13 protein-coding genes and 4 tRNA genes are annotated in these 16,044 nt (G+C 49.8%); 9 read left to right on the top strand and 8 right to left on the bottom strand.

The annotated features are described in order from the left end of the window. Positions 1-167 precede the first annotated feature (167 nt). Positions 168-899: a hypothetical protein gene (locus FSU_RS11635; protein WP_014546596.1), complete on the bottom strand. Its 732-nt coding sequence runs from the start codon at positions 897-899 to the stop codon at positions 168-170. A gap of 75 nt (positions 900-974) precedes the next feature. Further along, the gene (locus tag FSU_RS11640; RefSeq protein WP_015732156.1) at positions 975-3,383 is read right to left on the bottom strand and encodes a DEAD/DEAH box helicase; all 2,409 of its coding nucleotides are present in this window, start codon (positions 3,381-3,383) and stop codon (positions 975-977) included. A gap of 274 nt (positions 3,384-3,657) precedes the next feature. Here FSU_RS11640 and FSU_RS11645 point away from each other — a divergent pair. After that, positions 3,658-3,742 (top strand) — tRNA-Ser (locus FSU_RS11645). Between the two features lie 670 nt (positions 3,743-4,412). On the opposite strand, the gene FSU_RS11650 is transcribed toward FSU_RS11645, so the two are convergent. Continuing rightward, a tRNA-Glu gene (locus tag FSU_RS11650) sits at positions 4,413-4,485 on the bottom strand. A gap of 397 nt (positions 4,486-4,882) precedes the next feature. After that, positions 4,883-4,955 (bottom strand) — tRNA-Glu (locus FSU_RS11655). Between the two features lie 121 nt (positions 4,956-5,076). On the opposite strand from FSU_RS11655, the gene FSU_RS11660 reads away from it, so the two are divergent. The 5 genes from FSU_RS11660 (at position 5,077) to rpmB (ending at position 9,652) form a co-directional block, all read left to right on the top strand. After that, a complete protein-coding gene (locus FSU_RS11660; RefSeq protein ID WP_244263631.1) occupies positions 5,077-6,597 on the top strand; it encodes an ATP-binding cassette domain-containing protein in 1,521 nt (506 codons plus the stop codon). 148 nt (positions 6,598-6,745) lie between these two features. Beyond that, positions 6,746-7,243, top strand: a complete 498-nt coding sequence (locus FSU_RS11665; protein ID WP_244263632.1) for a methyltransferase family protein — start codon at positions 6,746-6,748, stop codon at positions 7,241-7,243. Next, on the top strand, positions 7,236-8,414 hold the full coding sequence (locus FSU_RS11670; RefSeq protein WP_014546600.1) for a 3-deoxy-D-manno-octulosonic acid transferase: 1,179 nt from the start codon (positions 7,236-7,238) through the stop codon (positions 8,412-8,414). The genes FSU_RS11665 and FSU_RS11670 overlap by 8 nt, the downstream gene beginning before the upstream one ends. 17 nt (positions 8,415-8,431) lie before the next feature. After that, the gene (gene ispH / locus FSU_RS11675; protein WP_014546601.1) at positions 8,432-9,364 is read left to right on the top strand and encodes a 4-hydroxy-3-methylbut-2-enyl diphosphate reductase; all 933 of its coding nucleotides are present in this window, start codon (positions 8,432-8,434) and stop codon (positions 9,362-9,364) included. A 66-nt stretch (positions 9,365-9,430) separates the two neighbouring features. Continuing rightward, positions 9,431-9,652, top strand: coding sequence for a 50S ribosomal protein L28 (gene rpmB, locus FSU_RS11680; protein WP_014546602.1), 222 nt, complete (start codon positions 9,431-9,433; stop codon positions 9,650-9,652). Between the two features lie 188 nt (positions 9,653-9,840). Here the strand turns inward: rpmB and FSU_RS11685 are convergent, their stop codons facing one another. Next, a complete protein-coding gene (locus tag FSU_RS11685; RefSeq protein WP_014546603.1) occupies positions 9,841-10,488 on the bottom strand; it encodes a 3'-5' exonuclease in 648 nt (215 codons plus the stop codon). Further along, positions 10,485-11,030 carry a lysophospholipid acyltransferase family protein gene (locus tag FSU_RS11690; protein WP_015732157.1) on the bottom strand — a complete coding sequence of 182 codons (546 nt, stop codon included), beginning with the start codon at positions 11,028-11,030 and terminating at the stop codon, positions 10,485-10,487. Before FSU_RS11690 ends, FSU_RS11685 begins: the two co-directional genes overlap by 4 nt. Positions 11,031-11,114: 84 nt before the next feature. Between FSU_RS11690 and FSU_RS11695 the strand changes: the two genes are divergently transcribed. Next, positions 11,115-11,187, top strand: a tRNA-Cys gene (locus FSU_RS11695). 185 nt (positions 11,188-11,372) lie between these two features. On the opposite strand, the gene FSU_RS11700 is transcribed toward FSU_RS11695, so the two are convergent. Beyond that, positions 11,373-12,020, bottom strand: coding sequence for a hypothetical protein (locus tag FSU_RS11700; RefSeq protein WP_015732158.1), 648 nt, complete (start codon positions 12,018-12,020; stop codon positions 11,373-11,375). Positions 12,021-12,170: 150 nt separating this feature from the next. Here FSU_RS11700 and FSU_RS11705 point away from each other — a divergent pair, with 150 nt between their 5' ends. Beyond that, on the top strand, positions 12,171-12,833 hold the full coding sequence (locus FSU_RS11705) for a DNA alkylation repair protein (RefSeq protein WP_014546605.1): 663 nt from the start codon (positions 12,171-12,173) through the stop codon (positions 12,831-12,833). Positions 12,834-13,197: 364 nt separating this feature from the next. Here the strand turns inward: FSU_RS11705 and FSU_RS11710 are convergent, their stop codons facing one another. Continuing rightward, entirely contained in the window at positions 13,198-14,232 is a 1,035-nt protein-coding gene (locus FSU_RS11710) for a radical SAM protein (protein WP_015732159.1), read from the bottom strand. Positions 14,233-14,525: 293 nt separating this feature from the next. Here FSU_RS11710 and FSU_RS11715 point away from each other — a divergent pair, with 293 nt between their 5' ends. Beyond that, positions 14,526-15,974, top strand: a complete 1,449-nt coding sequence (locus FSU_RS11715) for an esterase (protein ID WP_014546608.1) — start codon at positions 14,526-14,528, stop codon at positions 15,972-15,974. The last annotated feature ends 70 nt before the right edge of the window (positions 15,975-16,044 follow it).

Genomic DNA, 16,044 nt, shown 5'->3' on the forward strand with positions numbered 1-16,044 from the left:
AAGAACATGGAAAACAATGAAGTTGAATTCAAGAAGGTTGGGCCGATTGTTGAGACTGTCTGGGGCGTGTTCCTGCTTGTGGCGAGCTGCGCACTGATCGTCTTTGCTGCTTAATTCTTGATCGCAAAAAAGAAAGTCCGTCTGTGTTGGAGACGGACTTCTTTTTTTCAATAGTTGGGTTTATTTTTTATTTCGCTCCAGGCGCATTCGTTAGCAGGCGGGATATATCGGTTGTTGTAGTATGCAGCGCAACCTGTGGGGTTTGGAGCCTTTTCGCATGTAGTATCGCGAATTTCAACGAGCTTGTCATAGACGTCTCTGTTCTTTACAGATCTGAATAGCAATGAGTTCTGGAGACATTCAAAACAGCATAGTCTATCATAGACATGCATTGTCTTTTCAATTTTTTCAATCACTTTTGTATCGCCAGTGGCTGAGAAATAGGCCCAGTGGGCATCGATATCTTCGCCTTCGCATGTGACCGAGTCCATGAAAAATTCACTACCTTGAATAAACTTGCTTATGCTTTGTTGTGCCGGGAATCCTGTTGGGAAGACTCGCTGAAAGTCTTTCTGTTCTTTTTCATCGAGGTGAGACATAATCCAGTTCTCATCTAGGTAATCGCGGTTCTTTAAACTTATGAGATTGATTAGAGTAGGGTAGTAAACTCTTGCGTTTTCTACATTGAGCGTATTTGCTCTAATTATGGCTACGATGAGTTCGTTCGTGTATTCGGGTTTCATCCTGTATGCTTCACCGATGAACAGGTCTACTGAATCGGCAAGGGCGGGGGTTAAATCATCACGCTTAAAATTTTCATTTATTTGGGGTTTGAAAAGAGCACAGCTTGATAGGACTAGAATGGCTAGAACAAATGATAGGTATAGTTTCTTTGTCATAAATAAACCTTAGTTTGGTTACAATATAAACAAAAACGGAGCCCCGAAGGACTCCGTGCAATTTTTTTAGAGCTGTTAGACTCTTCCGAAACGGCGTGTCTTGCGGAATGGCTTGTCACCAAAGCTGCGTTCGTCGCGGTCTTTGCGGAAGGGCTTGTCTTCGAACTTGCTGGGTTTGCGGTCGGCGAATTGGCGCTCGCGGCGTGCCTTGCGGTTCTCAAAAGGCTTGTCGCCAAAGCGGTCTCCGCCTTCGCGATTCTTGCGGAATCCGCCACGGCGTTCATCGTCGTGGAAGCCTCCCTTGCGGTCGCGATGGAAACTGCGGCGTTCTTCGCGGCTAGCGTGCGGTCTTGTTCCCGGTGCGGGACCCTCGGGTGGTTCATCGGTCATCACGCGGAAGCGTGCATCGTTGCCACGAATGGTCATTTCGGACAAGATGTCGAGAACGTCTTGCGGGAGTGTGTTCGGGAGTTCTACGGTACTGAACTTGTCAAAGAGCTTGATGCGGCCGATGTTGCTGCTGTTGATGTTTGCTTCGCCGGCGATTGCACCCACGATGTCGCGAGGGGTCACATGGTCGATGCGGCCAACGCCAAGGTAATAGCGCAAGAAGCCTTCTTCGACGCCGTTTAGGCCTTCTTTGCGTTCCTTACGCATGCGCTTCTGCTCTTCGCTATTGAGGCCGAAATCTTCGTTGCGGCTTTCGCCGAGGAAGTCTCTGCCTGTGCGGACTTTTTCGCGACGTTCCTTCGGAGCTTCGAGCGGCGGGAGGTTCGGGAAAAGCGGCTGTTTTTTCTGGTACATCTTGATGACGGCGGCAGCGATGTCTTCGGCGGTCATTTCGTTGACGGAGCCATCTTCGAGGGCTACGCCATCCTTCATGTTGCAACCTTCTGCAGCGAGTGCGCGGACGAGTTCCTTGAACTGGTCGAGTTCACCGTAGCTTACAACGCTCTTGACTTTAGCCTTGAATGCGTCAACACGCTTCTTGCTAATTTGTTCGGAGGTCGGCATTTCCATCACGTCAATCGGCTGGCGAGTTGCCTTTTCGATGGTCTTGAGCATGCGCTTTTCACGCGGCGTGATGAACAAGATGGCGTTACCGCTGCGGCCTGCACGGCCTGTACGGCCAATGCGGTGCACGTAGGATTCGGTGTCGTACGGAATGTCGTAGTTCACAACGAGCGAAATGCGGTCCACGTCAATACCGCGGGCGGCGACGTCTGTTGCGACGACGATATCGAGCTTGCCCATCTTGAGACGGTTGATGGTGCGTTCGCGCATGGACTGGGCGAGGTCACCGTTAAGCGGGGCCACGTTGAAGCCTCGGCTTTCGAGCTTTTCGGCCACTTCGGTGGTGTTCTGCTTGGTGCGCACGAAAATGAGTACGCCGTCAAATTCTTCGCCTTCGAGCACGCGGGCGAGCGCTTCGATCTTGTGTTCGTTTTTCACGAGCAAGTAGCGCTGGCAAATGTTTTCGACCGTGGTCGTCTTGCCTTCGATGCGGGCTTCTTCGTATTCACCCAGGTGCTGGTCGATAATCTTCTTGACGCTGTCCGGCATGGTGGCGCTAAAGAGGGCGCGCTGGGCGTCGGCGGGGATTTCCTTGAGGATGGTTTCCACGTCTTCCATGAAGCCCATGTCGAGCATTTCATCGGCTTCGTCGAGGACGATGGCTTTGACTGCTCCGAGCGAAATAGAACCGCGCTTGATGTGGTCAATCAAACGGCCCGGTGTGGCAACGACGATGCTTGCCTTGCGCTTGAGGGCGCGCAACTGGATAGCGATATCCTGACCGCCATAGACCGGAACAACCGTCACGTTTTGCATCTTGACGGCGTATTGCTGGATGGCGTCTGAAACCTGGATCGCAAGTTCGCGTGTCGGCGTGAGCACGAGCATAGACGTTTCGCGTCCGTTGAAGTTGATGCGCGAAAGGAGCGGGAGCGAGAATGCTGCTGTCTTGCCGGTACCTGTCTGTGCTGTTCCGAGAAGGTTTGCGCCCTGCAAAAGCGCCGGGATGGCCTTAGCCTGGATGGGTGAGGGCGTTTCGTAACCGGCGAGTTTGACCGCTTCGAGAACTTCCGGAGAGAGGCCAAGATCGTCGAACGTCACCAAAGATTCATCGCCGACATCTTCTTCGTCTGCGGGGTCTTCATTTAAGTTTGCCGAATCAGTCGCGGCTGTTGCGTCTTCTGCTTCAGCGGGCTTTTCTTGCTCGCTAGTCGTTTCGTCATCGTTGATAAATTCGACTTTTTCGCCTTTCTTAATTTTGGAGTTTGCACCGGATTCCAAAACTTCGCCGTTGTCGTCAACGACGATGCCGTCCGGATTTGCTGCAAAGAATGCGGCTTCATCAGCCTGGTCTTCGTCTGCTCCGCCTGCGATGGCGTTCAAGAACGCATCTGCTTCAAGCTGCAATTTAGAGTTGTCGTTATTTTCCGGAATGTCAATTTCCGGGCCGCAAGAAAGATCTTCTGCCATAAGTCACCTTCGGGATCCGTAAACTTCATCTGCAGCACATGCCGCGTCATCACTTTGCTCGAACCGAGCATTCAATAAGCCCCGAAGTGCATTCGCACTTATAAACCTGAAGTCTGTTGGGTCCCCTTAATTTTGCGCCAAATGTAGAAAATAAAGGTTTGAAATCAAAGGTTTTTAAAAGCGCTGGTGACGAAGTAATAAAAAAGAATGTTGCGGACGTGCCGGAATTTTTCATAGACAGTTTAAATGAATTATACTATATTATGCAAACCTCGGAGAGATGCCAGAGTGGTCGAATGGGCCGGTCTCGAAATCCGGAGTCTGTCACAGGACCGAGGGTTCGAATCCCTCTCTCTCCTTTGAAACGAAAAGCGAAGCCGCAAGGCTTCGCTTTTTGTTTCAAGTGAAAAACTAGTGGATGAGAACCCTCGCAGAGGGTTCGATTGACCGCGCGAGAGCGAAGCGAACACAGCACGGTCAAGGATTACGGCCACCGGCCGTAACCCGAAGGGCAACTAGCGAAATGAAATGAGCTAGTTGTCCAATCCGTCTATCTCCTTTAGAGAGCTGTTTTCCTTCTCTTTCCTTCTCCAAACCGTCAAAACACCCATAAATTGGTAATTTTTGGCACTTTTATGGTCAAAAAATGAATTTTTGTAATAAAAATGTATTCTTTTCTAAAAAATATGCTATATTTATTTACGTGAACGTATCAGAGGGGAGCTTTGATTTGTTTGCGCAATTCCAAGCGCCCTTCTATGAATTTAACGAAATAAACTGAGACAATAGGAACCGTAAGGAACGGTTTTGGTGTATTAGGAGTTTATTCAGAAGTCTCTCATTCCAACTCGTAAAATACTGTCGCCCTCCTATCGAGGGCGACTTCCCGTTTATAGGGCTCGCGGGATTTTTATACCCTTTGACGCGGTTTGCTCGAGGGTATAAAAAAAGAACCCAACTTGCGTTGAGTTCTTTTTATACCGCTTGGCGCGGTTACAAAAAAAGTCCAGCTTTCGCTGAACTTTTTTATACCCCCAAGCGGTTTCGAACCGCTGTTGCGGGAATGAAAATCCCGAGTCCTGGGCCACTAGACGATAGGGGCGTTTTGTGTGAGGACAAATATAGGATTTTATAAAATAATGTCAAGGGTGGTTGAATAAAATTTTTTGAGGGGCGTGGGTATAAAAAAAGAACCAACTTTTCAGCTGGTTCCTTTATACCTTTGATAGGTTGAAAAAAAGACTCATCTTTCGATGAGCCTTTTTTATACCTTGTGATGCGGTTTGCTCGAGGGTATAAAAAAAGAACCAACTTTTCAGCTGGTTCCTTTATACCTTTGATAGGTTGAAAAAAAAGACTCGTCTTTCGATGAGCCCTTTTTATACCGCTTTGGGTGGTTGCAAAAAAAGCCAACCTTGCGGTTGACTTTTTTATACCCTTTGACGCGGTTTGCTCAAGGGTATAAAAAAAAGAACCCAACTTGCGTTGAGTTCTTTTTATACCCCCAAGCGGTTTCGAACCGCTGTTGCGGGAATGAAAATCCCGAGTCCTGGGCCACTAGACGATAGGGGCGTTTTGTGTGCGCCAAATATAGATGTTTATAGGAAATTGTCAAGGGCTTTTGTTTGATTTTTTTATTTTTTCTCTCGTGATTCTGAAAAAAAGGCTAAAAAAGATACTTTGGCGAGGCGTTTTGCGCTTTTTGCCGGTGGCTTTACTTGCGAGTGCCGCCGATGCGGCTTTGCTTTGGGGTATCCGTTCATTCATGGATATTCTCCAGGGTAGACCGTTTTTCTCTCTTTCTGCGTGGCTTGTGCTGATGGTCGTCCTTACGGCGCTCCGTTTTGCGTTTTTCGCATGGAAAATGAACATTTCCGAAAAATGGCTTTTGGGCACGGGTTCCCTGGTGATGGGCTGGTTCTTGCATACGCTTCGCTCGCTCTCGCCGCGAGTATTCCATACGCCGGAGGGCGAATCTAAAGTTGAAGCCGCGTACGAATCGACTGTTGTTTTGCAATCGAATGGCGGCGTGTTTTTCCAGGCGGTTCAGGCGGTGCTCCAGCTTTTGGTTTTTTTGCCTGTACTGCTTTATATTTCTTGGCCGCTGACTTTGTTCTTGTTTGTTGTGGTTGTTCCGCTGGTGGGCTGGATGCAGCGCCGCTTACACAAGATGGGTCCTGCTGAAGAACATATCTTGACGGAACGCTCGGATTTTCGTGGCTCGCTTTATCTTGCTCGTAAACTTTTCCGCCGATGGAGTTCGCGTTTTGAACGCAAGGAAATTTCAAATGACTTGATGGCTCAAGTCCGCAATCTCAGGGAAGACGGTCTTGATGTCTCGCTCCGCAAGGGCGTGCTTTCACTGATTACAGAAACGGTGTCGGTCTTGGCGATGGTCTTTGTGCTTGCGTTTTGCGCGCTCCTGATTTCGGAAGGTTGGATGGACGGAACAGGCCTTGTGCTTTTTTGCTCGGCGGTTCTCCTTTGTTATAAGCCTGTGAAGGAATGTGCTCGCGTGATGCCGCAGGCAAGGTCTGCGATGAGTGCACTTAGCGTTTTGGAAAAGTTCGAAACGTTGCCTTCGAAAAAATCGGATTCCAGTTCTGCAGAAAAGGCGTATTCTCCAAATTCAGACAACTTGCAAATTACGCATGGCGACTTTGCGTATGAAGGGGCTTTTGAAACGCTCTTTAGCAATTTTTCGCTTTGTTGGAATACGAAAAAGCCGGTGCTTGTCCGTGGTCGCAATGGTGTTGGCAAGTCGACGCTGTTGCGCTTGATTGCTGGGCTTGAGGAATGGGACTATGGAAAAATTTTAAGTTCGATCCCCTTAAAAAACAACGTGTTTTTTGTCGCTCAAGATTTAGAACTCCCTCCAATTCACTTGTTGCAAAAATTGCTTGCACAAACGAATTCTGCGGCAGTCATCGAATTTGCGCATGCCGCGCGAGTGGATAAAATAATGGCTAAGGAGGGGATGTCGGGCGGAGAACGTGCTCGCGTTGCCTTAGCTTGGGCTCTTGCCTCTGACAGTTCCATGATTTTGCTCGATGAACCGTTTGCATCTGTGGCGCTTGCGGACCGCGAATTGCTTTTGACAGCGTTCCTCGATACGGCTGAACTCTTGCACAAGTGGGTGGTGCTCGTGAGCCACGATGTCCTTTCTCGTGAACTTGAACAACGTTTTAATGTTGTGGAGATGGGCGATGCCTAATGCAGAAAATAAAATTTCTGCGTTCTTGTATCGCTTTCGCGGATACATCTTGGGTTTAATTGCGGTTGCCCTAGTTATAACCCCACCTTGCGTTTTTTCTACTGAAATAAGGTCGGGCGTTTTTTGCATGGACCGTTGCGTTTTGGGCATGTTAATTGCTATCCCGATTTACGTTGTAAGTGCTTTTTTACGAGTGCAGTCGCGGCGCTTTATTGGTGCGCATACTCGTGGACATGTCCATGCCGCAGATACGCTTGTAACTTGCGGCCCTTACGCTCGCGTTAGGCACCCACTCTACATCTCGAATACGGGCTTTGCGTTCGGGGTGGCGTTTTTCCATCTTGGCGTTTCGCTTTGGGTTGTCCCGTTTATGGTTGTTGTTGTTGCGTTTGAAGTTTCGCTTTCGCGAATCGAAGACCGCTTCTTGGAACAAAAATTTGGCGATGTGTGGCGCGATTGGGCTTGTGGTACGCCTGCGTTTTTCCCGCGCTTGGGCCGTCCGAGCGGCTCTTCTTGTGATTCTAAGCACGTTCCAGCGCAAAGAACCTTTTGGCAGGCGTTTTTTGCAGATTCTTCGACATGGCTGTGGCTTTTCTTTTGTAATTTATTATTGATATTGAGGAAAGTGGCGGTTTTCTATGTTTAAGGTATTTGACATTGCGCGTGAGGCTCTCGGATCTGTAGCCAAAGCTGCAGCCAAGGTGCCTGTTATAGAAAATAAGTACCATATGAACGAGCGCTTGCGCGGTCCGTGGCCTAAGGGGCCGTTCCTTTGGATGCATGGCGCAAGTCTTGGCGAATGCAAGATGCTCTTGAATTTGGCGAAGTGCCTCAAGGAAGACTTGCCGAATTGCCCGCGCCTTTTGCTGACAACGCAAAAAGTTGAGGTTGTTTCGTTTATTAAGGAATCGGGGATGGATGTGGTCGCTCACATTGCGCCCGTGGATGCTCCTGCAACGATGAAATCTTTTATTTCGGCTGTGAAACCGCTAGGGCTGATTCTTGCTGAAAATGAACTTTGGCCGGGCTACCTCTCTTCGATGTTGCGTATTTCAACGAGGCCGCCTGTTGCTCTTGTGTCTGGACGGTTCCATCATGCAGTTCCGGGAATGGACTATGCCGCAATAGGCTTTGTGAGTATGCAGACCGGCTCGGATTTGTCGCGTTTCTTCAGTGTTTCTACGCGTGCGAATAATTCGCGAATGATGATCGGTGGCGACTGGAAGCTTTTGCCTTGGGTTCGTTTGAACAAGGCCGTAGCGGCCCCTGAAAATCCGACTGTCGATACGGTATTCATCTCGATGCATGTCCAGGAAATCTCAAGCCTTTGCCGCATGATTCTTTCTTCGATTAAGCGTGGTGAATCCGTGGTGCTGATGCCTCGCCGCTTGTCTGAAGTGGCTGAATTTCGCAAGGCTTTGGTTGGTCGCGATATTGCTGTTATCGATTGGCCCGTGGTTCAGAGCGGCGCTGTTTCGATTGTGAACGAGTTTGGCAAGACGAAGGAAGTGCTTGCTGTTTCTAAAACGGCTGTTGTCGGTGGATCGTTCGCTCGAGGTCTTGGTGTCCATGATTTTTGGGAACCGCTTCAGAGTGGCGTTTCGACCTGCGTCGGACCGTATGCCGAAGGACAAAAAGAAACCGTGGCAACGCTTGTTCGTGAAGGCGTCGTTGCGCAGATTCAATCGGCGGAAGAGTTTTCCAGGCGCAATAAGCCGGATATTCGCCTTGTGCAGACTTTCCTTGCGCATGAGAGTGCTAAAATTAGCGACTCGTATCAGCAACTGCTGGAATTTTTGAAAAATTTGTTAAAGTAAATGAAATTAGGTAAACTATGAAAAAAATCGTTTTAGCAACGCCTCGTGGTTTCTGTGCGGGCGTGGACCGTGCCATTCATGTTGTTGAAAAAGCTATTGAAAAATTTGGTACGCCGATATATGTCCGTCATGAAATTGTTCATAACAAGTTTGTTGTGGATACGCTTAAGGATAAAGGGGTCGTCTTTGTTGATGAGCTGGACCAGGTTCCGGAAGGTTCCGTGGTGATTTTCTCGGCGCATGGTGTTGCTGAACATATTTATGAAGAAGCGAAGGCTCGCAATTTGCAGGTCCTTGATGCGAGCTGCCCGCTGGTGCTCAAGGTGCATTTCAGTGCCAAGCGCCATTACAATGCGGGGCGTCATATCATCTTGATCGGTCATGCGGGCCATGCTGAAGTGGAAGGTACGCTGGGGCAGCTCCCGGAAGGCGCAATCACGCTTATCCGCAATGAAAACGATGCTGAAACGGTGGATGTACCGGCCGACAAGGAACTAGCCTATATCACGCAGACGACGCTTTCTGTAGCCGAAACTCGCAAGATTATCGAGGCTCTTAAGCGCCGTTTCCCGAACATCATTGGACCGGAAGCGGGGGACCTCTGCTATGCGACGGGCAATCGCCAGGCGGCTGTCCTTGAACTTTGTTCCGAGGTTGACATGCTTTTGGTTGTCGGGGCAAAAAATTCTTCAAATTCGTCTCGTTTGATGGAGCTTGGGCTGGAACAGGGCCTTCCGAGTCATCTGATTGCGGACGTGAATGACCTTGATCCGGCATGGTTTGAAGGGATTGATACGGTCGGAATTTCGAGCGGGGCGAGCGCACCGGAAGTGCTGGTTCAGGGCGTTGTGGACTGGCTGAAAGAAAAATTTGCACCGGTTGAAGTTGAAAATCTTGTAAAATTAGTGGAAAATACGAAGTTTAACTTGCCAAAAGCATTGCAAGATTAACTTTAGCCTTGACAGTTCCAGAATTTTTAGCTAAAATTGCTGCCTGTAAAAACAACGGAGTTTAATATGAGCCGCATTTGTGAAGTTACCGGCAAGGCCGGTCTCGTGGGCAACATGGTTTCCCACTCTAACCGTAAGAAGTTGATGAAGCAGCTTCCGAACCTCCAGAAGAAGCGCTTCTACATTCCTGAAGAAGACCGCTGGGTCACGCTCCGCGTTAGCGCTGCTGGTCTCCGCACGATCAACAAGCTTGGCATCCAGGCTGTTGCTCAGGAACTCGGAATCTAATTTCTTAGATTAAAAGTTTAACGAAAGCCGCTATGCTTTGCATGGCGGTCTTTTGTGTATTTATTCCGCGTTGTCGCCTCGGACGGGGTCGCCTTATACGGCGTCGTCGTTTAAAAAAAATACCCCGGCGTTTAGACCGGGGTTGATTGCGTAGGTGAAGTTACTGTCTACTTCCTACTGTCTACCGCCTACTTTCTAATGAACTGCGGGACGCCTTTATACTTGGCCATAGCTTGCATAATGCTACCCATTTCCCATTCCTTCTCCTTGAGACGGCGGCGGAGGAGGGCGACGAACACTTCCATGAGCATTTCGCAGTCGTACACGGAACGGTGCATCTTTTCTTCGTCGATGGTCATCGAGATTTCACCGCGCTTCATGAACATATTTGCCATGAAACCGAGCTTGTGGTTGGCGAGTTCCGGCATGATGGTCTTGGAAATGGCAAGACTATCAACGACGGGGTTGCCCGGTGTGAACTGCGGGTTTTGTTCGTAGGCGGTGCGCAAGAAGCTTGCGTCGAAGTTTGCGTTGTGTGCGAGCAAGATGGAGCCCGGTCCGCAGAATGCGGTGAACTGCTTGAGCGCTTCGCCGACTGGCGGTGCGTTTTCGACCATCTTGTCCGTAATGTGGTTCACGTTTGTTGCTTCGGCGGGGATGAGCATGTTGGGCTTTACGAGCGTGTCAAATTCCGAGATGAGTTTCGGTACGACGCGTCCGTTTTTCACTTCTACAGTGAACTTTACGGCGCCGATTTCAATGATTTCGTCTTTACGGTTGACAAGACCAGTCGTTTCTAAGTCGAATGCGACAAATTTTGGTGGTAGTGCTATCACGGCTGTGTTTCCTTTTTTGAATTATTTTCGGGCAAAAGATACTTAATTTCGATGTCAATTGCTGTCAATGGGAGTGGAATTATGAAATTATCCCATCCATTTAAGCGAAAATGCTTACCATACTTGATGCAGAAAAGCCAAAGAGGGCGGCCACTCGCTTTGGAGAGCCACTGTGAACCTGGTTTTACCTGGAGGGCGGGGCCGTGCGGGCCGTCGAGCGCCATGCCGACAAAGCGGTTGTCCTTGAGCGACTTGAGCAGGTGGCGGACGTTTGTGGCTCCATGTGTGTCGGAACCGCGGGTGACTTCGTAATGGAGCTGTTTGGCCGCCTGGGCGAAAAATTCACCGTCGTTTGATTCCGAGACGAGGATGTGGACGTTCTTGTCTTTGAAGGCGGCGGTGCTTGCAAGCAGGTCCTTGTGCCATAGACCTAAGATGCCCGGTCGAAAGTCTTCGGGTACGCGTAGGCGGATGCGGAGGCTTCTCATCCAGAGTGCGCCGAGCGTCGCGAGCAATTTTGTCTTCGTTTGGCAGAAATTCACAGCTAAAAATTAAAAAATTTCACTTTTTTTGATCTGACCCCTTGTAAGGGTGGTTTAAAATACTTATATTGCGTCTGCAATTATGGCGACGTACCCAAGTTGGTAAGGGGCGAGTCTGCAAAACTCTTATTCGGCGGTTCGAGTCCGCCCGTTGCCTCTCAAAAAGACCTTTCGTGAAAGCGGAAGGTCTTTTTGTTTTCCCGAAAGCTGCGCGTTCAATCAAAAAAAATGCTCGCATGAAGCGAGCATGAATTCTTATGGATTATCTTACTCATACCTCAGAGCGGAGCGACCCCAGAGCGCGGAGCGCGACCTCACTGCCTACTAATCACTAACCACTGTTTACTCCGCCGTAGGCGGCAACGGATTCTTGCGTGGGCGTCCTCGTGGGCGCTTGACCGGCATTTCTGCAGCGGCTTCCGGGTGGAGCGCCTTGTTCTTTGCCATGAGCGCTTCGCGGATTTTCTTCGCGCGTTCTTCGATGCGCTGGCGGGCGAGGTCTGCGGCAGACACGATGACTGTCTTCGGCTTGTCGCCAGGCTTTGCACCGAACGAGCCCTTGAGGACGCGGCCTGAAGGCGGCTTGGGCGGTTCGGAGAGAACGCTCGTGAGTACGCGCTTGGGCGCTGCTGCGGGGGCGGCTTTTTCAATAATCTTCTTGACTTCGGCGTCTTCGACCTTTGGTGCGGCGTTCTTCGCGATTTTCTTTAAGATGCTGTTGATTTCAGCATCGCTTTCGGCTTCGCGGGACTTTGCGTTATCCGGCTTGTTGTACTTTGCCACGAGCGTATTGAACTTTGCGTTTTCGCTCTGTTCTTTGAGTCTTTGACGTTCACGCTTGGACGGTCGCTTGGCGCCGTTGTGCTTTTTGCCGATGAACTTTTTTTCCTTGCTTTCCGAGTTGCGAATGATTTCTTCGTCGGAAAGACCACGCAGTTCGGGCGGAACTTCAGTGATTTGAAGAGCCTCTTTTCTAGTGGAATCAGTCATGATTTCTGGGTCTTTTAGCTGTTTTTAGCTTTGTCAAGGTTTTTTTTGCACTTTTTTTGCAAAAAATTCAGAAAAAAATTAAAAAAATTTGAAAAAAATGTTTGTCAAGGTCTAGAAAAAAAATTCTTTATGGACTATTTTTGGAGTACAATGCTTCGGTTTACACAAGAAATATCTCTCGCTTTGCGCTCTATCGCTAATGAAGAAGAAGCGCATGAAATGTCTAAGAAGGCTAGGGAGCAATTTGAATTTCTCGGAATCAGATTGGTTCCCCGTCGTGAAGTCACATATCCGATTTTCGACAAGTACCCGCCAAAGGACGGGGACGAACTCGTGTCGAGAGTCGAGGACATGTGGGCGCAGCCGTATAGGGAATTCCAGTACGCGGCCTGTGACTACCTGTTCCGTCATCGTGGGCTTCTCGGTGGTCAGCACCTTAATTTTTTGAAAAAACTCATCAAGACCAGAGCCTGGCGCGACACGGTCGATACCCTCGCTTCTTGCGTCTTGGGTGACTTGGCTCTCCGCTTGCCGGCTTTGCGTACGAAGATTGCCTCCTGGATCCGCGACCCGAACATCTGGGTTCGCCGTAGTGCAATCATCTTCCAGGTGCAGTACAAGGACCGCACGGACTGGCCGCTTTTGCGTCAGTTCTGTCTCACTTGCGCAAAGGACGACGACTACTACATCCGCAATGGCATTGGTCGTGCTCTTTCTGAGTATGCACGCATCAACCCGACGGAAGTGCGCCGTTTTGTCCAAGACAACACGTTTGCTGAACAGACCGCCCAGGAAATCCTGCGCCTCATTTAATTGGGACGTTGGTGGGTTGGGCTTTGCGAAGCCTCGGCTTTTAAAGACTCTCGAAAGAGGGTCTTTTTTATTTGCTTTTCTTTTCGGCTTTTGATTTTTCCTTTAGCGGAAAAGCGAATTTGCCTTGAAGGACGCAACCTTTTGCACCGGGGTCGCATTCCTGTTTGCGTTTTTCGCAAAACGTTTCGTTGAGGTATTTACATTCCCAGCTCATAAGAATCTCCTTCTTGAAAGAGGTGGTTGTGCTTGTGGCACTTTTATTAATCTAATCAAAAAGGGGAAGAATAAGCCTATAATTTTGAGCTGAAAATAGTCTATTTAAAACGAAATCGCGGCTCTCGTTTGGAAAGTCGCGATTCTTGCGTTAGTCAAAGTTGAGGGATCGGCGGTAGGGGGTGAAGCCGGCGTTTTTGATGAAAGCTTCGGCCTGCTCGATAGTCGTGAGCCCGTGGTTTTGGAGCACGTTCTCTTCAATCACGATGCTGTTGATGTCATCGGCGCCGGCGTGCAGCCCGAGTTCACCCAGCGAAAGGCCCATGCCGAGGAGCGAAACTTCAATGTGCGGGACGTTGTCGAGGTACAGGCGGCTGAGCGCGAGCAACTTGAGGTATTCATCGCCTCGTACATGGCGAATAGGGAACTTGTCGGTCTGCGGCTGGAACGTCCAGACCACAAAGCTCTTGAATCCGCCCGCGATGTCCTGCGTTTTGCGCACGTATTCCAAATGTTCTATGACTTCTTCGGCGGTTTCGGCACTGCCGATGACGATGTTCGCGCTGCCGGGGAGCCCTTTCTTGTGGCAGGCGGCAAGCGTGTCGCACCACTGCTGTGCGGGGAGCTTCTTGGGACTTAAGATTTGACGCATGCGGTCAGAGAGAATCTCGGCACCTGCGCCTGGGACGGAACTGAGACCTGCATCCTTGAAAATGTCAAGCAGTTCGTCGAGCGTTATCCCGTTGAATTCCGCAATGCGGACAAGTTCAACTGGCGAAAAACCGCGCACCTTGACGCCCAATTCTTGCGTGAGCATCTTGAGGACATCGGTGTAATAGCTGAGCGGAATTTCCTTGTTGACGCCACCTTGCAGAAAAATCTGGTCGGCGCCTTTAGCTTTGGCTTCAAGCGTTTTTTGACGGATTTCGTCCAAACTCAAAACGTACGCTTCGGGGCTGTGGGCGCTGCGGCAAAAACTGCAAAAGCTGCAAGTCACTTCGCACACGTTCGTGTAGTTCACAATGCGGAACGCCGTGTAACCGACGCGGTTCCCGGGGAGCTTTGCCTTACGTACAGTATCGGCCGCTTCGACGACATCTGTCCACGGCGCGTTTTTCAGGATTTCGAGCCCTTCGGCTGGCGTGAGTCGCTCTTGTGCGATAGCTTTGTTTAACAAGGAATTCATTGGTTAAATAATAGAAAAAATAAACCTCATACCTTAAAGGCTCGAAGAGCCGACCTCACACCCCATGCCCTGTTGACTAATTGTCCACGAAACCGCTTCTTTGCTATGTGATAACGTTCACATTTGGGGATATATTATAGTTGGGTTAAGTTAGGAAGAACACTGGTGTGTTCATGCTTGGTTTTGTGGAGCCACGCTGTTGTGTGGCGTATCTCCTTGCATGTATCAAATCAGTTTGGAGGACTTGTCCCTTCGGGATAAAGAGTTAGGAATGATACTAAAGGAGAACAGGTATGAATCATCTCAGTTTGAAGTGTGCTGCAATGGCGCTTGCTTTTGCGGCATCTGCACAGGCCTTTACCGTTACGGGTAAGGTTAGCGACGAAAGCGGCAAGGCTATCGAAAAAGCCTCCGTAGAACTTCTTAAAAACGCACTCAAGACAACGACCGATTCCAAGGGCGAATTCAAGCTCTTCAAGGAAGATTCGACGATTGGCATCCATGCGGTTGCACGTCCGATGCTCGGCTACGTGAGCGTAATGAATGGCGTTCTGTCTTATTCCCAGAGCACAAATGAACCGGTGCGCATCCAGGTTTTTGATGCTGTGGGTTCCCGCGTCTTGAACGAAACCGTTTATGGCACGGGCACGCTTGACATGCAGTCTATCGTGAAATCTCAGGGCTCTTATTTTGCGCGCGTGAGCGTCGGTAGCGCCAAAAGCAATTTCCGCTTTACATCCAATGGCAATTATGGGATTTCGTTTGGCGAAGCTGTGGCTCGCGGCCTCAAGAAAGAAGAGGCTGGCGATGAACTTCGCGTGATTGCTGCGGATTATGACACGCTTACGGTTGCGCTCAGCAACTTAGACACAAACGTTACGCTCAAGCTCAAAAAGACGGTCAAGCAGCCGGAATACGCTTACGGTTGGGGCCTCAAGAACGATCCGGTGCCGACACGTGGTTGCGGCAAGGATACAAAGCTTGACTACAAGTATCGCGGAGACAAGCCGTATATCGAATTCAAGTGGAGCAAGGGTTCGCGTACCGTGCGTCTCGACATCCCGAAGAACTATGACAAGAATAAACCGTACAAACTCATTTTCGGCATGCAGTGCATGGGCGGCTGGGCCGGTGGCGTGCAGGATGAAGGCTACTATGGCCTGAAACCGCTTGATACGGAAAATACCGCTATCTTCGTCGCTCCGGAAGGCAATGGAAACCAGGCCCCGTGGGGTCAGGATGACTACACGCTCTTCGATGAACTCCTTGCATACCTCGAAGGCAACTTCTGCATTGACTCTTCTCGTGTGTTCTCGACCGGCTTTAGCTACGGCTCCATGTTCTCTAACGGACTTTCTTGGAACCATCAGGACGTGCTCCGCGCTGTTGCCGTGTACGAAACTGCTGAACGCAACATTTGGCTCCCGCAGCGCAAGAAGATGGGCATTGGCTGGATGGGCGTGCTCGGCTTGCAGGACAATCTCTGCACTCCGGCAATGGGTCGCTCTGCTCGCGATATCATCTTGGAACTCAACTCCGAAGGTGGCAAGGCCAAGAACGAGCGTGCTCAGGAATATGGTGGCAACGGCCCACATGTGTGCTATGACTACACGACTGTCGAAGAACGCTTCCCTGTTCGCTGGTGCACACAGAATGGCGGCCACATTTGGGACCACAAGGATCCGGGTTCAAACCAGTCCTGGGTACCGAAGACCACTTGGGATTTCTTCAATAAGTTCTAATATCTAAGATTCTTTCCTCCTCACTTAACTCCCGGTTTCGGCCGGGAGTTTTTGCGTAGGAGAAAAATTT

This window comes from Fibrobacter succinogenes subsp. succinogenes S85 (assembly GCF_000146505.1).
GTDB classification, from domain to species: Bacteria; Fibrobacterota; Fibrobacteria; order Fibrobacterales; family Fibrobacteraceae; genus Fibrobacter; species Fibrobacter succinogenes.